The following is a 14382-nucleotide window of genomic DNA, read 5'->3' as shown; positions in this document are numbered from 1 at the left end:
GGCGGAGAAATCCGCCGGCCGGCCTCGTTCGTCTGTGTCGTGTCCGTGATCGGGAGCCGAGCGCCCGGGGGACATCAGTGAGAGCGGGACTCCTTCTCCGCCACGAGGAGATACGCGACCATCAGCCGCTTGAGTTCGTCGACGGCGTCGGCGTGGCTCTGGCCGTCCTGCACCGAGAAGTTCAGCATCGAGTACACGACGTGCACCAGCACCTCGGCCATCATGATCCGACGGTCCCGCTCGGTGCGCGGGGTCAACGGGGCCAGCATCAGGGCGATCTGCCCGGCCAGCCCCTTCTCCTGGATCTTGCCGGTGGCGCGGGTGGACGGGGTGGACTGCATGGCCAGCCACACCTCCCGCCGGGACGGGTCCGAGGTCCACAGCTTTGCCAGGTGGTCGACGAAGTTGTTGAGGAAGCGCAGCCAGTCCAGCGACGGCACCTCGCCGTTGAACTGCTCGAGCTCGTCGCGGACGTCGGCGAAGTCCTGCCGGTTCAGCTCGCACACGATGACGTACTTGTTGGCGAAGAACTGGTAGAGCGTGCCGATCGGGACGTCCGCGCGGGAGGCGACCTCCTCGCAGGTGAACGACTCGAAACCGACCTCGGTCAGCAGTTCGCGCGCGGAGGAGAGCAGGGCGTCGAACTTGCGCTGGCTGCGCTCCTGGGTGGGGCGCTTGCGGGGCAGCAACTCCTGCGGATCGTCCGGGCTCTCCAGAGCCGGGTCCGCGCGTCGCGAGGCTCGACTGCTGGTGATGGCTTCCACCACCCCAGGTTAACCGCAGGGGCTCGGGTTTCGACGCACCCCATGGTCTGGTGTTTCTCCCGGTACCGGATACCTCCGACGGGGCCGGGTTCTCAGGCGGCGACGCGCCGGCGGTAGAGCACGGTCGACCAGGCGAAGCCGGCCACGGTGATCGCCGCGCACCAGCCGAGGGCGAGCCAGCCGCTGTTGCCGATCTCGGTGCCCATCAGCAGTCCTCGGACGGTCTCGATGATCGGGGTGACCGGCTGGTTCTCGGCGAACCACTGCAGCCACGAGGGCATCGAGTCGGCGGGCACGAACGCGCTGCTGACGTAGGGCAGGAACATGATCGCGAAGGTGAACCCGCTCGCCGCCTCCGGGTTCTTCGCGAGCAGTCCCAGCGCCGTCGACAGGTACGACAGGGCGAAGATGAAGCCGCCGATGACGCCGAGAACCCCCAGCCACCGCAGCGGGTCGGCGGTCGGGCGAAAGCCCAACAGCAGCGCGACCGCGATGACGATCGCGGTGGTCGCCAGGTTGCGGACCACGCTGACGAGCACGTGCCCGGTCAGGAACGACGACTGCGCGATGGGCAGGGTGCGGAAGCGGTCGATGATGCCCTCGGTCATGTCGGTGGACACGCTGACCGCGGTGGTCGATGCGCCGAATGCCGCGCACAGCAGGATGATTCCGGGGACGACGTAGTTGATGTACTCGGTGCCGGTGTCGATCGCGCCACCGAAGACGTACACGAACAGCAGCATCAGCATGATCGGCAGCGCCGCCGCCATGAGCATGGTGTCCGGGCTGCGCAGGACGTGTTTGAGGTTGCGTCGCAGCATCACCGTCGAATCGGCCACGACAGAGGTGAGTTCACGATCGGTGTGGGTGCTCATCGGGCCGCCGCTTTCGTCGAGGTGGGGCCGGGCACGCGCGGTGCGCCGGTGAGGGCGAAGAAGACGTCGTCGAGGTCGGGGGTGTGCAGGGCGAACCTCTCGACCGCGAGGTCGGGGGAGTCGATTCGATCCAGCAGCGCCTTGAGGGAGGCGACGCTGCCGTCGGTGGGTACCTCGACGGTCAGGGTGGCGTCGTCGGTGACCGCACCGGGCAGCGCACCCGCGGCGAGGTCGAACTGGGCACGGTCGGCGAACTGCAGTTCCATGCGGCCGCCGTCGACCAGTCGCTTGAGTTCGTCGGGGGTGCCCTCGGCCACGATCCGGCCGCCGTCGATGACGGCGACACGATCCGCGAGTTGGTCGGCCTCCTCGAGGTACTGCGTGGTCAGGAAGATGGTGACACCGCCGTCGGCGAGTTCGCGGATGACGGACCACATCTCGCGACGGCTGCGCGGGTCGAGTCCGGTGGTCGGCTCGTCGAGGAAGACGACCTTCGGGTCCGCGACCAGGCTCATCGCCAGGTCCAGCCGACGCGCCATGCCGCCCGAGTAGTCCTGCGCCCGGCGGTCGGCCGCGTCGACGAGGTCGAATCGGTCCAGCAGTTCCGCCGTGCGGCGACGGGCCTCGCTCCGGCCGAGGTGGTTGAGTTCGGCGACGAGCATGAGGTTCTCGCGGCCGGTCAGCACCTTGTCGACCGCGGCGTACTGGCCGGTGACGCTGATGCGTCGGCGCACCGCCCGCGCGGCGCCGGGGAGCGGGTGTCCGGCGACGCTCACCTGCCCGGAGTCGAAGGGCAGCAGCGTGGACAGGATGCGGACCGTGGTGGTCTTGCCCGCACCGTTTGCGCCGAGCAGGGCGAAGATCCGGCCGGCAGGCACGTGCAGGTCCAGGCCGTCGAGAACGGTGTGGTCGCCGTAGGCCTTGGTGAGGCCGGAGACGTGAATCGCCCCGGTGGGTTCGTCGTGAGTCATCAGTCTTCTCCCGGAATCGGAAACTGTGTATGCCATATACTTCGGTTTATAACGTACACAGTTTTACGATGAGCGCAAGAGGTGACGACGGGAGCGGTACGGACATGGACACGAGTGGTGCGGACACCACGGGGACAGGCGATCTGCCCCGAGCCGTCAGGCTCGCCTGGGGGCTCACCGAACCGGGCAGTCGGGGGCCGCGCCGCGGGCTGAGTCTCGAGAAGATCCTCGACACCGCAATCGAAGTCGCGGATGCGGAGGGTGCCGCGTCGCTGTCGATGGCCCGCCTGGCCAAGGAGCTGGGCTTCACGACCATGTCGCTGTACCGGTACGTCAAGAGCAAGGACGAGCTGATCGAGCTGATCACCGACCGGGTGGTGGGGCCCGCGCCGCACATCGAGCCGGGCACGCCGTGGCGGGATGCGTTGGCGCAGTGGGCCACCTCCGAGTACGAGGCGCTGATGCGGCACCGGTGGTGGCTGCAGCTGTCCCTCGGGGGCGTGCCGCCGACCGGACCCAACAACATCGCGTGGCTCGAGGCCGGACTCGGCTGCCTGGCGGACACCCCGCTGCCGCCGCCGCTGCGTTTCCAGATCGTCCTCAACACCTCGCTGTACGTGATCGGACGGGCCCGCTTCGCCGCGGACTTCGAGGCGGCCTCCGCCACGGTGTCGCCCGAGTACGCCGCCGCGCTGGACTATTCGGTGTTGCTGCCGCAACTGCTCGACCCGGCGAAGTTCCCGCACCTGACCGCGGCGGTCGCGGACGGCGCATTCGACGCCGACCCGGACGTCGACTGGGACGACGCGGACTTCACCTTCGCGCTCGCCCTGCTGCTCGACGGCATCGAGAAGCTGATCGACGCGCATCGCTGAGCCGCGCCCGGTCGGCTCATCCGATCCGGGTGAAATCCGGTCCGGGCCCGCATGATCGAGTGCACGCCCCCGCGGTAGAGGGGACAGTGTGGGTGGGAGCCCGCCGACTCCGCGGCGGCCCGTCCGACGGGATGGTGACCGAATGAGCGTGGACACGACAGGGGAGCCGAGTTCCACCGCGGCGCACCGGAAACCACCCGCGCCGCGCCAGCAGTACATCACCTGGATAGCCCTGGCCATGATGACCACCAGTTCGGTGGCCAGCCTGCGGTCGGCCCCGTCGATGGCCGTGTACGGGCTGGCCTGCGTGTTCCTCTACCTGGTCCCGGCACTGGTGTTCCTGCTGCCGACCGCGCTGGTCTCCGCCGAACTCGCGTCGGGTTGGGCGGGCGGCGTCTACCGCTGGGTGGGCGAGGGGATCTCGGACAAGGCCGGGTTCCTGGCCGTGTGGTGCCAGTTCGCGATGACGATCTTCTACTATCCGACACTGCTGGCGTACGTCGCGAGCACCTTTGCCTACGTGGTGAACCCGCAACTGGCATCGAGCGGCCCGTACACCGCGATCGTGATCGTCACCCTGTTCTGGGCCGGGGTGTTCGTGTCCTCGCGGGGGATGAAGGCGGTGGCCGGACTCTCCAGCGCCGGGCTGGTGCTGGGCACCCTGATCCCCGGCGTGCTGCTGATCGTCATGGGCGTGGTGTTCCTCGGCCAGGGCAACCCGTCCGCGGCCCCGATGGAGTTCAGTGCGCTGCTGCCGGCCTGGACCGGCGTCGCCAGCCTGGTGCTCATCGTCAACAACTTCCTGTCCTACTCGGGCATGGAGATGAACGCCGTGCACGTCTCGAGCCTGCGCAAGCCGGCCAGCGAGTTCCCCCGCGCGATGTTCGTGGCGATGGGGCTGGTGCTGGGCATCTTCATCCTGCCCGCCATCGCCATCAGCTGGGTGGTGCCGGCGGAGAGTCTGTCCCTGACCGCGGGCGTCATGCAGGCCTTCGACACCTTCTTCGCGCACTTCGGGTTCGGGTGGGCCACACCGATCCTCGCGCTGATGCTGATCGCGGCGTCACTGGGCGGCATGCTCACCTGGCTGGCCGGGCCGTCGAAGGGCCTGCTGATGATCGGCCGGCAGGACGGCTTCCTGCCGCCGATCCTGCAGCGGCTCAACGTGCACGGGGTCCAGCAGAACATCCTGGTGGCGCAGGGCGCGGTGACCACCGTGATCGCCCTGCTCTACGCGTTCATCCCGGAGGTCTCCAGCGCGTACTGGATCCTCTCGGTCATCACCACGCAGGTCTACCTGGTGGTGTACGTGCTGATGTTCGTGGCGGCGATGCGGCTGCGGCGTCAGCAGCCGGACCACCCGCGCGGCTACCGCGCGCCCGCGTTGTTCCTGCTGTGCTGGGTGGGCCTGGTCGCCAGCGTGGCGGCGTTCTGCATCGGCTTCGTCCCGCCCTCGCAGTTCGGCGGCGGCAGCGTCCTGGTGTACGTGCTGATCGTCGGCGGCGGGTTCGGGATCGTGGGCCTGGGTGTGCCGCTGCTGATCCTGGCGCTGCGCAAGCCGTCCTGGAAACAGGAACTCGTCGTGGATCCCGTGAAGGAGGCGTGAGATGGCCGGTGCCGCAAAGGACGACGGCGTGAGCATCGCCGCGGTGGACGACCAGCCCACGCGGCCCGAGAACACCCACCGGGTGGTGTACCTGGTGGCGGCCGCCGTCTTCGTGGGACTGGCGGTGTGGGGGCTGGTCGCGTTCAACCAGCACCAGGACGACCTCGCCGCGCAGGACAAGGCGACCGAACTGTCGGCGCGCTTCGACGCGGCCGGATTCGGGACCCTGGACACGGAGGCCACCGCGCGGGTGCTGGGCACCGACGGCGGGGCGGCGTGCAGTGACCCCGGCAGCGCCCTGCGCGACGCCGTGCTGCACCAGCAGATCGTCAGCGGCGCGGCCGGGCCGGGCCAGCGCCCGATCATCGGCACCCGGCAACTGGTCGAGGCCCAGCGACTGGTGCTCGAGGTCTACTGTCCGGACGAGCTGGCCGGATACGACGCGCACGTGCGCGACCTCAAACTGGTGGAGGAATGATGGCGGGAAGTCAGACGTCGACGGCGGACGAGATCCGCGGCGCGGTGCGGGCCCTGATGCCCACGGCGCGTGAGGAACTCGCGACGCTGGTCGGCTTCCGCTCGGTCGCCGACCCGCGACAGTTCCCGGCGGAGGAATGCGTGCAGGCCGCGCAGTGGGTCCGGGACGCGTTCGTTGCGGCCGGGATCGGCACTGTCGACCTGATCGAGACCGCCGACGGGTCGAACGCCGTCGTCGGGCACCAGCCGGGACCGCCGGGTGCGCCGACGGTGCTGCTGTACTGCCACTACGACGTCCAGCCGCCGGGCGACGAGAGCAAATGGCACACTTCGCCGTTCGAGCTCACGGAGCGCGACGGTCGCTGGTACGGACGCGGCGCCGCGGACTGCAAGGGCAACATCGTGATGCACCTGCTGGCGCTGCGGGCGCTGGGCACGCCGTTCCCGGTGGGCATCCGGGTGGTCGCCGAGGGCTCCGAGGAGATGGGCACCGGCGGCCTCGAGGCCCTCGTGGAGGAGCGGCCCGAACTCTTCGAGGCGGACATGATCCTGGTGGTCGACACCGGCAATGCGGAGGTGGGCCTGCCGACCGCCACCACCACCCTGCGCGGCATCGCCAACGTGGTGGTGCACGTGGAAACCCTGGCGGGGGAGGTGCACTCGGGCATGTTCGGCGGCCCCGCGCCGGACGCGCTGGCGGCCCTGGTGGCGATGCTCGCGACGCTGCGCGACGCCGCGGGCAACACCGTCGTGGCGGGGCTGGACGCCACCCAGACGTGGGCGGGGGTGGACTACCCCGAGGCCCAGTTCCGCACGGACGCGGGCGTGCTCGACGGCGTCGGGCTGGCCGGGACGGGTTCGGTGGCGGACGCGGTCTGGGCCAGGCCGGCGCTGACCATCCTCGGCATCGACTGCCCGCCGGTGGTCGGCTCGGCCGCGGCCGTCCAGCCGCGCGCCTCCGCCCGGCTGAACCTGCGGGTGCCGCCGGGCATGGACCCACAGCAGGCCCAGGACGCGTTGATCGCGCACCTCGAGGCCGCGGCGCCCTGGCGCGCGCGGGTCACCGTCGAGCGGGAGCCGACCGGGTCGCCGTTCCGGGCCGGCACCGACGGCCCGGGGTACGCGGCGCTCGGCGCGGCCATGGCGGAGGCGTTCGGCAAGCCGCTCGGCACGGTCGGGCAGGGTGGGTCGATCCCGCTGTGCAACGTCTTCGCGAACCAGGTCCCGGGGGCGGAGATCGCCCTGATCGGGGTCGAGGAGCCGCGCTGCCTCATCCACGCCCCGAACGAGAGCGTCGACCCGTCCGAGATCGAGAACCTGGCGGTCGCGGAGGCGTTGTTCCTGCGCCGGTTCGCCGACACCCGGTGACCACGACGCCCCTGCGTCCGGGTGCGTGCTCGGGCGCAGGGGCGGCGGTCGACGCGTCAGACGGACAGGTCGCGGCGCAGCTTGGCGACGTGCCCGGTGGCCCGGACGTTGTACTGGGCCACCTCGATCTTGCCCTCCTCGTCGACGAGGAAGGTCGAGCGGATCACGCCCTGCACGGTCTTGCCGTACATCTTCTTCTCGCCGAACGCGCCCCACGCCTGCAGCGTGGTCCGCTCGGGGTCGGAGAGCAGCGGGAAGGTCAGCGACTCGGCGTCGCGGAACTTGGCCAGCTTGGCGGGCTTGTCGGGGGAGATGCCGACGACGTCGAGGCCCGCGCCGTTGAGCTCGGCGAGGCTGTCGCGGAAGTCGCAGGCCTGCTTGGTGCAGCCGGGGGTGCTTGCGGCCGGGTAGAAGTACACGATGACCTTGCGTCCGCGGAAGTCGGACAGCGACACCTCCTTGCCGTCGGCGTCGGGAAGGGTGAACTCGGGTGCGGCGTCTCCGGGGGAGAGCTTGATGTTCTCGGTCACGACGCCAGGCTACTTGCTCGACCTCCCCGCCCGCCGTGCTCCGTCGGCCCCGACGCGGGTTCCTGGCTACGGCCGGGGTGCTCGTCCCGGTACGGTCAAGGCACACACGACAAGGCGATGAGAGAAAGCGGGATTCACGTGCCCAGGGACACCGACAGCATCGAGCGCGACATCGAACGGGCGCGCAACCAGCTCGCCAGCACCCTGGACGAGCTCAGCGTCCGCACCAACCCCAAGCGTCTGGTGGAGAACGCCAAGGCCACGCTGGTGGCGAAGGTGAACGAGCCGCCCGTCAAGTACGCGCTGGTGGGCGCGGGCGCACTGGTCGTCGTCCTGGTGCTGCGCAAGATCTTCAGCTGACCTGACCGGTGTCCACCCGGGTGCGCGTGGTCGAGCGGACCTCGCTGGTCGAGGCGCCGCGGAACGAGGTGTGGGCGCGGGTGGTCACGCCGGCGGGCATCAACGGCGAGATGATGCCGGTGATGCGGATGGCGACGCCCCGCGGCAGGCGCGGGCTCACGGTGGACACCGTCGAGGTGGGCCGGGAGGTCGGCCGGTGCTGGCTGTTCCTCTTCGGCCTGCTCCCGTTCGACTACGACGACTTGACGGTGGCCGAGCTGGATCCGGGACACCGGTTCCACGAGCGGTCCACGATGGGCTCGATGCGACGTTGGGAACACGAGCGGACGCTGACCTCGGACGGGCCGTCACGCACCCGCGTGCACGACCGGGTCACCTTCGAGCCCCGTCGGGCGCTGGCCGTGGTCCCCGGACTGGGCGGCCTGCTGGCCCGCGGGATCGCGGCGTTCTTCGCGCATCGGCACCGTCGGCTGCGGCGGCACTTCGTGCGACAGCGTGAGAGTTCGTCCTGCGTCCGGCGCTCGAGGCGCGACTAAACTCCGGTCATGGAGCGAAGCAGTGATGCCGCGCGCACCCGCGGAGGACGCAGTCGCCGTTCGTCGTTCGACCGGTTCGTGGAGCAGGCCGAGCTCCGAGTAAGCCAGGCGCCGTTCTTCTTCCTGTGCGCCGGGGTCGTCGTGGTGTGGCTGATCAGCCTGCCGTGGTGGACGGACCTCAAGACCTGGCAAGTCGCCATTCACACCGTCGCGAGCGTCTTCACGCTGCTCCTCGTGGTGCTGCTCGAGAACGCCGGGCGCCGCGCCGACGAGGCCTCGCAGGAGAAGCTCAATGTCATCGCGGAGGCGTTGGCGGCGCTGCTCGCCTCACCCGCCCTCGACGATCCGGCGCTTCGAACCGCCGCGGACCGGCTCAGGGAAGCCGTCGGGCTCGAACAACGCCACTGACCCGGAAACCACGAAAGCCCCCCTGATCGTGAAGACCAGGGGGGCTTTTCGGGTGCGCCCACAGGGACTCGAACCCCGGACCCAGTGATTAAGAGTCACTTGCTCTACCAACTGAGCTATAGGCGCATCGCCACTCGACCGGGTCAGACCCGCTCACTGCGACGTGGAGAACTTTAGACGAGCGCGCCGCGTGAATCCAAATTCGGCCCCGCTCCGGTGTCCGCAGCGGGGGCGATCAGGGTGACTGACCGCTGTCACCGGGCGGCGGGTGAAGGTGTGTGAAGGGTCCGGCCAGTTCGTCGACCCAGTCCTGCCGGGCGCCGAGCATCCGATGGTGGACGGGCGCCGACCGGTTCAGTTCCCGCGCCAGCAGCACCCGGAGTCGGTCGAGGGTCATCGGCGAGGTCGCGGCGGCCGCGATCACGTCGTCGAGGCCGGTCCGCACGAAGTCGTCGAATCCGGGCAGCGGGACGACGATTCGCGGTACGCCGGCGCGGTCGACGATCCACAGCGGCGCCGTGCCCGCGGCCGCGACCCGGTCGAGCAGGTCTTCGATCTCGTCGAGCACCTGGACGGCCGTCGCGGGGTCGTTCACCGCGGGCGAGAGGGCTCGCAGCGCGATGTCGGCCAGCAACCGGAGGGCGAGCAGCGGGTCCTGGACGAAGGTTCGCTCCCGGCCACAGGTCAGCGTGTCGAGAACCGTGACGTCCGGCAGGCCGGCGCCGTGGACGTCCGCGACGGGTGCTCCGCGCTGCAGGGTGGTGCCGGGGAGCCCGCGCAGCACGATCACCGCGTTCGCGGCCCGCGCGGCGACCAGGAGCCGGTCGACATCGATCTCCTGCACCACGCTCGGCGGGTGCGGCCAGGTGACCGTCGTGCGCAGCGGCGGCAGCGTGGTCGGCGGCGTGACGGGTTCTCCGGTGGTCTCGGGGTAGAGGGCGGCGATGATCGTCCGGCCGCGATCCGCGATGGAGGCCAGGGCCGGGGCCAGTTGGATCGCGGCGAAGGCACGGAGCTGGAGTGCTCGCAGCAGCGCGAGCATCACGAGCAGCAGCAGAAAGGTGATGACGGGCAGGACCACCGAAACCTCGGTCTGGGTGCCGATTGCGAGGGCCGTCGTGATGGCGAAGACGGCCAGGCCGAGGGCGAAGGCGAAGGTCCGCCAGACGATGGGGTCGTCCCGGAACAGCGTCAGGCGCGGTGTGAACGTGGTAGCGGCCCACTGCACCACCAGGAAGAGCAGCGAGAAGATCACGGCGACCGCGCCCAGCAGCCCCAGGCCGAAGGTGATCAACAGGTCGGTGACCTGCCGGGCGGGCACGGTGGGCCCACCGGTCACGGTCGGCATGACGAGACCGAGCCCCAGGCCGGCCAGGACCGACAGCAGCTGGGCGAGTCCGGCGCGCAGGCGTCGTCTGTGGCGGCGGAAGACCTGGCCGACGGGGGTGGGCACCGGTCACTCGCCCGTCACTGCCGGGAAACGGCCACCCGCGAGACCTCCGCCGGGTCGATGAGGTGGGAGTGGTCGTCGTCGCCGACGTCGATCTGCACGACGTCGATCCGTCCGTTGAACCTGGTCGGGCCCGTGTAGCCGGCGCTGACGGGCATCCCGAAGTCGTCGCCGATGTCCGTCGTCTCGTCCGCGGAGAAGATCATCGGCTGGGTCTGCTCGACCCGGCCGGTCCCGACGCCGCGGCCGTCGTAGTAGAGGGTGACGTCGCCGCCCTGCGCGAGACCGCCGCCGTCGTAGGCGAACTCGGCCCGGATCTGGTGACTGCCGGGGGAGAGGTCTTCGGTGGCCTCGGTCACGAACTCCTTCATGCCGAGGAGGTTGTAGACGAACCTGGCGCGGCCCTCGCTGACGTAGAGGGCCCACCCGCCGAAGCGGCCGCCCTGCGCGATGACCACCCCGTTGGTCGCGCTGTCGGCCGGCGTCTCGATGGCGGCGGTGACGGCGAAGGACCGGTTCTTGACGTCGAGGACGCTGTTCTCGCTGAGCCGTTTCATGCCGGGGAAGAGCACCTGGGTGTTGCCGGACACCAGTTGTGGGCGGCCGGCGATGGTCGCGTTCAGCCGTTCGAACCGGCGGTCGTCGATCGGGAGCACGTTGTACTTCACGGCCTCGATCAGCCACAGCCGTTGCAGCGCAGCCAGTTTCTCGGGCATCTCCGCCGCCAGGTCGCGGGCCTGCGTCCAGTCCTCGGTTCCGTCGTAGAGCTCCCACACGTCGTCGTCGAGTGCGGGCAGCACCTCGTTCGGCAGCCACGGGGTGCTGTGCCGGGTGACGGCGCTCCAGCCCTTGTAGTAGATGCCGCGGTTGCCTGCCATCTCGAAGTACTGCAGGTCGTGTCGCTCCGGCGCGTCGGCCTCGTCGAAGCTGTAGACCATGCTGGTGCCCTCGATGGGGGCCTGCTGCACGCCGTTGACGAACGTGGGCTCCGGCAGTCCGGCGGCCTCGAGCACCGTTGCGGCGACGTCGATCACGTGGGTGAACTGCGACCGGGTCTCGCCCTTGCTGCGGATCCCGGCGGGCCAGTGCACGATCGTGCCGTTGCGGGTGCCGCCCCAGTGCGAGGCGACCTGCTTGGTCCACTGCAAGGGCGTGCACATCGCCCACGCCCAACCCACCGAGTAGTGGTTGTAGGCCTCCGTCGTCCCGAGCTTGTCCTTGACCGCCGCCATGAACTCCGGCGTCTCGATCGCGGCCATGCCGTTGAAGTTCGCCATCTCGTTGAACGCCCCGTTGACCGTTCCCTCGGCGGAGGCACCGTTGTCGCCGATGATGTAGTAGACCAGCGTGTTCTCGAGGGCGCCGAGCGCCTCGATCGCGTCGATGACGCGGCCGACGTGAAAGTCGGTGTGCTCGAGGAACCCCGCGTACACCTCCATCTGGCGCTCCAGCACCGGTCTGAGGGTCTCGTCCATCTCGTCCCACGCCGGGATGGCGTCCGGCCGGGCGGTGAGTTCGGCGGAGTCGGGAACCACGCCGCGCTGCTTCTGCTGCTCGAAGATGGACTCACGCTGTGCGTCCCACCCGCCGGCAAACCGGCCGGCGTACTTGTCGGCCCACTCCCGCGGCACGTGATGCGGGGCGTGTGTGGCGCCGGGCGCGAAGTAGACGAAGAACGGCTTGTCGGGCGCGAGCGACTTCTGGGTGCGCACCCAGTCGATGGCGCGGTCGGCCAGGTCCTCGGTGAGGTGGTAGCCCTCCTCGGGCGTCCGGTCGGCCTCGACGGGTGCGACGCCCTCGTAGAGGGCCGGGTAGTACTGGTTGTTCTCGCCGCCGATGAACCCGTAGAAGTGCTCGAATCCGCCGCCGCCGGTGGGCCAGGCATCGAACGGGCCGACCGGCGAGGTCTGCCACGGCGGAACCTCGTGGCACTTGCCGAACTGGGCCGTCGAGTAGCCGTTGAGTTTCAACGTCATCGGCAGTGCGGCCTTGGTGTTCGGGCGCAGCCCGGACGAGCCGGGCGCCGAGGTCGCGGTCTCGGTGATCATGCCCATCCCGACCGAGTGGTGGTTGCGCCCGCTGAGCAGCGCGGCCCGGGTCGGCGCGCACAGGGCGGTGGTGTGGAAGCGGTTGTAGGTGAGCCCGCCCCGCTGCAGTCGCTCCGCGGTCGGCGTGTTCGCCGGCCCGCCGAATGCGCTGCTGGCGCCGAACCCGACGTCGTCGAGCAGGACCACGAGGACATTGGGTGCACCCGCCGGTGGCAGCAACGGCTCGATCGGTGGGAACGCCGTGTCCGGGTCTTTCGCGTCGTAGGTCAGCAGGCCGACATGCGGCCGATCCGGAATCGGAAGTACCTCGCGACGATCGGCCCGGTCCACCATGGCTGCTCACATTCCGTTGGCATGCATCGGAACGCCGTTCGGCGCCTGTAGTGGCCTCAGGGTAATCGCTGCTCGTGCACCGCCGGAGCGAATCGGCCGGGTGGACGGAGAAACACGAAAGCCCCCCTGATCGTGAAGATCAGGGGGGCTTTTCGGGTGCGCCCACAGGGACTCGAACCCCGGACCCAGTGATTAAGAGTCACTTGCTCTACCAACTGAGCTATAGGCGCATCGCCACTCGACCGGGTCAGACCCGCTCGCTGCGACGTGGAGAACATTAGACGAGCGCCTCGATCGAATGCAAATCTGCAAGGTTCTCGCAGGTCAGGTAACGCTTCGGGGGATCGCTGCGATTGAAATACGAACGTGACCGGTTGCACCGAGTCGATGTTGGCTCGTCCAGCTAACTGCTGGCATCATGGCAGTTCGACAGGTCCGCACAGGTGACGAGCGTTTTTCTCGACGTCGGTGGTGGTCTACAAGCAGGAGAAGTGGGGTGGAGATGGTGCGGGTCTCGCTGAGCGCGTGGGCGCTGGGGGCGGCGGCAATGGCACTGGTGGTCACGGGGTGCACGGTCCCCTCGGGCGGTACCGCGGAGGCGGCCCCGACCAAGGTGGCGATCGACCTGAACCCCGTCACGGAGATGGTCAAGCCCAAGCTCACCGCGGTGGTCGCGGACGGTGCCATCGGGCACTCGCCGGCAGACCCGGTCGCGGTCCGAGTTACCGACGGGCTGCTGTCCGCGGTCACGCTGACCGACGCCGCGGGCACCGCGGTGCCGGGCGCTGTCGCCGCGGACGGGCTGTCCTGGATGAACACCGCGCCGCTCGCGTACAACGGGCGGTACCAGATCACGGCCGACGCCTTCGGTCTTGGCGGCGAGACGACCATGACGTCGGAGTTCACCACGAGTTCGCCCGGCAACCTCACCAAGCCGTACGTGCTGCCCGGTCAGGGTGACGTCGTCGGCATCGGTCAGCCCGTCGCCGTGCAGTTCGACGAGAACGTCCCGGACCGGCTGGCGGCCCAGTCTGCGATCAAGGTCACAACGGACCCGCCCGTCGAGGGCGCCTTCTACTGGGTGAACAACCGCGAGGTGCGCTGGCGGCCCGAGAACTACTGGGCGCCCGGCACCACCGTCACGGTCGACGTGAATGTCTTCGGCAAGGACCTCGGCGGCGGCCTGTTCGGTCAGGTCGACGAGCACTCGCAGTTCAAGATCGGTGACGCGATGATCGCGACCGCCGACGACAGCACCAAGCAGGTCACCTTCGAGCGCAACGGCGAGGTGGTGATGACGATGCCGACCTCGATGGGCAAGGACAGCACGCCGACCGACAACGGCGTCTACATCATCGGGGACCGGTTCTCGCACCTGGTGATGGACTCGTCCACGTACGGCGTCCCGGTGAACTCGCCGCAGGGCTACAAGACGCCCGTCGACTGGGCGACCCGAATGTCGTACAGCGGCATCTTCTTCCACTCCGCGCCGTGGTCGGTGGGGGACCAGGGGTCCTACAACGTCAGCCATGGTTGCCTGAATCTGAGTCCCGCCAACGCGAAGTGGGTGTTCGACAACACCAAGCGCGGCGACATCACGATCGTGAAGAACACCCTCGGCGGCACGCTGTCGGGGACGGACGGACTCGGCGACTGGAACGTGCCGTGGGCCACGTGGAAGGCCGGTAACGCCGGCAACGCCTGACCGGTACGCCCGACGTCTCCGCGGAGATCCGGGTCCGCCTCGACTGACCGAATGCGTCATTCGTTCACTTCAAGTG

14 protein-coding genes and 2 tRNA genes are annotated in these 14382 nt (G+C 69.4%); 8 read left to right on the top strand and 8 right to left on the bottom strand.

The window, feature by feature from the left end:
- Positions 1-74: 74 nt before the first annotated feature.
- The 3 genes from AC1DU4_RS11470 to AC1DU4_RS11460 form a co-directional block, all read right to left on the bottom strand.
- Positions 75-764: a TetR family transcriptional regulator gene (locus AC1DU4_RS11470; protein WP_072845007.1), complete on the bottom strand. Its 690-nt coding sequence runs from the start codon at positions 762-764 to the stop codon at positions 75-77.
- Positions 765-856: 92 nt separating this feature from the next.
- Complete coding sequence (locus AC1DU4_RS11465) at positions 857-1639, bottom strand: ABC transporter permease (protein ID WP_477839889.1); 783 nt, start codon at positions 1637-1639, stop codon at positions 857-859.
- Positions 1636-2610 carry an ATP-binding cassette domain-containing protein gene (locus AC1DU4_RS11460; protein WP_477839887.1) on the bottom strand — a complete coding sequence of 325 codons (975 nt, stop codon included), beginning with the start codon at positions 2608-2610 and terminating at the stop codon, positions 1636-1638. Before AC1DU4_RS11460 ends, AC1DU4_RS11465 begins: the two co-directional genes overlap by 4 nt.
- 68 nt (positions 2611-2678) lie before the next feature.
- On the opposite strand from AC1DU4_RS11460, the gene AC1DU4_RS11455 reads away from it, so the two are divergent.
- From AC1DU4_RS11455 to AC1DU4_RS11440, 4 genes are all read left to right on the top strand, one after another.
- Positions 2679-3485: a TetR/AcrR family transcriptional regulator gene (locus AC1DU4_RS11455; RefSeq protein WP_477839885.1), complete on the top strand. Its 807-nt coding sequence runs from the start codon at positions 2679-2681 to the stop codon at positions 3483-3485.
- Between the two features lie 142 nt (positions 3486-3627).
- The gene (gene gadC / locus AC1DU4_RS11450; protein WP_477839883.1) at positions 3628-5091 is read left to right on the top strand and encodes a glutamate/gamma-aminobutyrate antiporter GadC; all 1464 of its coding nucleotides are present in this window, start codon (positions 3628-3630) and stop codon (positions 5089-5091) included.
- 1 nt (position 5092) lies between these two features.
- On the top strand, positions 5093-5569 hold the full coding sequence (locus AC1DU4_RS11445; RefSeq protein ID WP_477839881.1) for a hypothetical protein: 477 nt from the start codon (positions 5093-5095) through the stop codon (positions 5567-5569).
- Positions 5569-6936 carry a M20/M25/M40 family metallo-hydrolase gene (locus AC1DU4_RS11440; protein WP_477839880.1) on the top strand — a complete coding sequence of 456 codons (1368 nt, stop codon included), beginning with the start codon at positions 5569-5571 and terminating at the stop codon, positions 6934-6936. The genes AC1DU4_RS11445 and AC1DU4_RS11440 overlap by 1 nt, the downstream gene beginning before the upstream one ends.
- A gap of 56 nt (positions 6937-6992) precedes the next feature.
- Here AC1DU4_RS11440 and bcp read toward each other — a convergent pair whose 3' ends face one another.
- Positions 6993-7466, bottom strand: a complete 474-nt coding sequence (bcp, locus tag AC1DU4_RS11435) for a thioredoxin-dependent thiol peroxidase (protein ID WP_477839878.1) — start codon at positions 7464-7466, stop codon at positions 6993-6995.
- 138 nt (positions 7467-7604) lie between these two features.
- Here bcp and AC1DU4_RS11430 point away from each other — a divergent pair, with 138 nt between their 5' ends.
- From AC1DU4_RS11430 to AC1DU4_RS11420, 3 genes are read left to right on the top strand one after another with little or no spacing between them, the layout of a single operon-like run.
- Complete coding sequence (locus AC1DU4_RS11430; RefSeq protein ID WP_072844876.1) at positions 7605-7826, top strand: DUF3618 domain-containing protein; 222 nt, start codon at positions 7605-7607, stop codon at positions 7824-7826.
- A gap of 8 nt (positions 7827-7834) precedes the next feature.
- The gene (locus AC1DU4_RS11425; protein WP_477839876.1) at positions 7835-8362 is read left to right on the top strand and encodes a hypothetical protein; all 528 of its coding nucleotides are present in this window, start codon (positions 7835-7837) and stop codon (positions 8360-8362) included.
- A 9-nt stretch (positions 8363-8371) separates the two neighbouring features.
- A complete protein-coding gene (locus AC1DU4_RS11420) occupies positions 8372-8770 on the top strand; it encodes a low affinity iron permease family protein (protein WP_477839874.1) in 399 nt (132 codons plus the stop codon).
- Positions 8771-8823: 53 nt separating this feature from the next.
- Here AC1DU4_RS11420 and AC1DU4_RS11415 read toward each other — a convergent pair.
- The 4 genes from AC1DU4_RS11415 to AC1DU4_RS11400 form a co-directional block, all read right to left on the bottom strand.
- Positions 8824-8896, bottom strand: a tRNA-Lys gene (locus AC1DU4_RS11415).
- 109 nt (positions 8897-9005) lie between these two features.
- Positions 9006-10223, bottom strand: a complete 1218-nt coding sequence (locus tag AC1DU4_RS11410) for a DUF2254 family protein (RefSeq protein WP_477839872.1) — start codon at positions 10221-10223, stop codon at positions 9006-9008.
- Between the two features lie 14 nt (positions 10224-10237).
- On the bottom strand, positions 10238-12601 hold the full coding sequence (locus AC1DU4_RS11405; RefSeq protein ID WP_477839871.1) for an arylsulfatase: 2364 nt from the start codon (positions 12599-12601) through the stop codon (positions 10238-10240).
- A 157-nt stretch (positions 12602-12758) separates the two neighbouring features.
- A tRNA-Lys gene (locus tag AC1DU4_RS11400) sits at positions 12759-12831 on the bottom strand.
- 272 nt (positions 12832-13103) lie between these two features.
- Between AC1DU4_RS11400 and AC1DU4_RS11395 the strand changes: the two genes are divergently transcribed.
- The gene (locus AC1DU4_RS11395) at positions 13104-14306 is read left to right on the top strand and encodes a L,D-transpeptidase (RefSeq protein ID WP_477839937.1); all 1203 of its coding nucleotides are present in this window, start codon (positions 13104-13106) and stop codon (positions 14304-14306) included.
- Positions 14307-14382: the final 76 nt, after the last annotated feature.

Source organism: Rhodococcus sp. P4_F5 (assembly GCF_056401315.1).
Note: the sequence above shows the minus strand (reverse complement) of the source record. Positions and strands in the feature narration are given on the sequence as shown.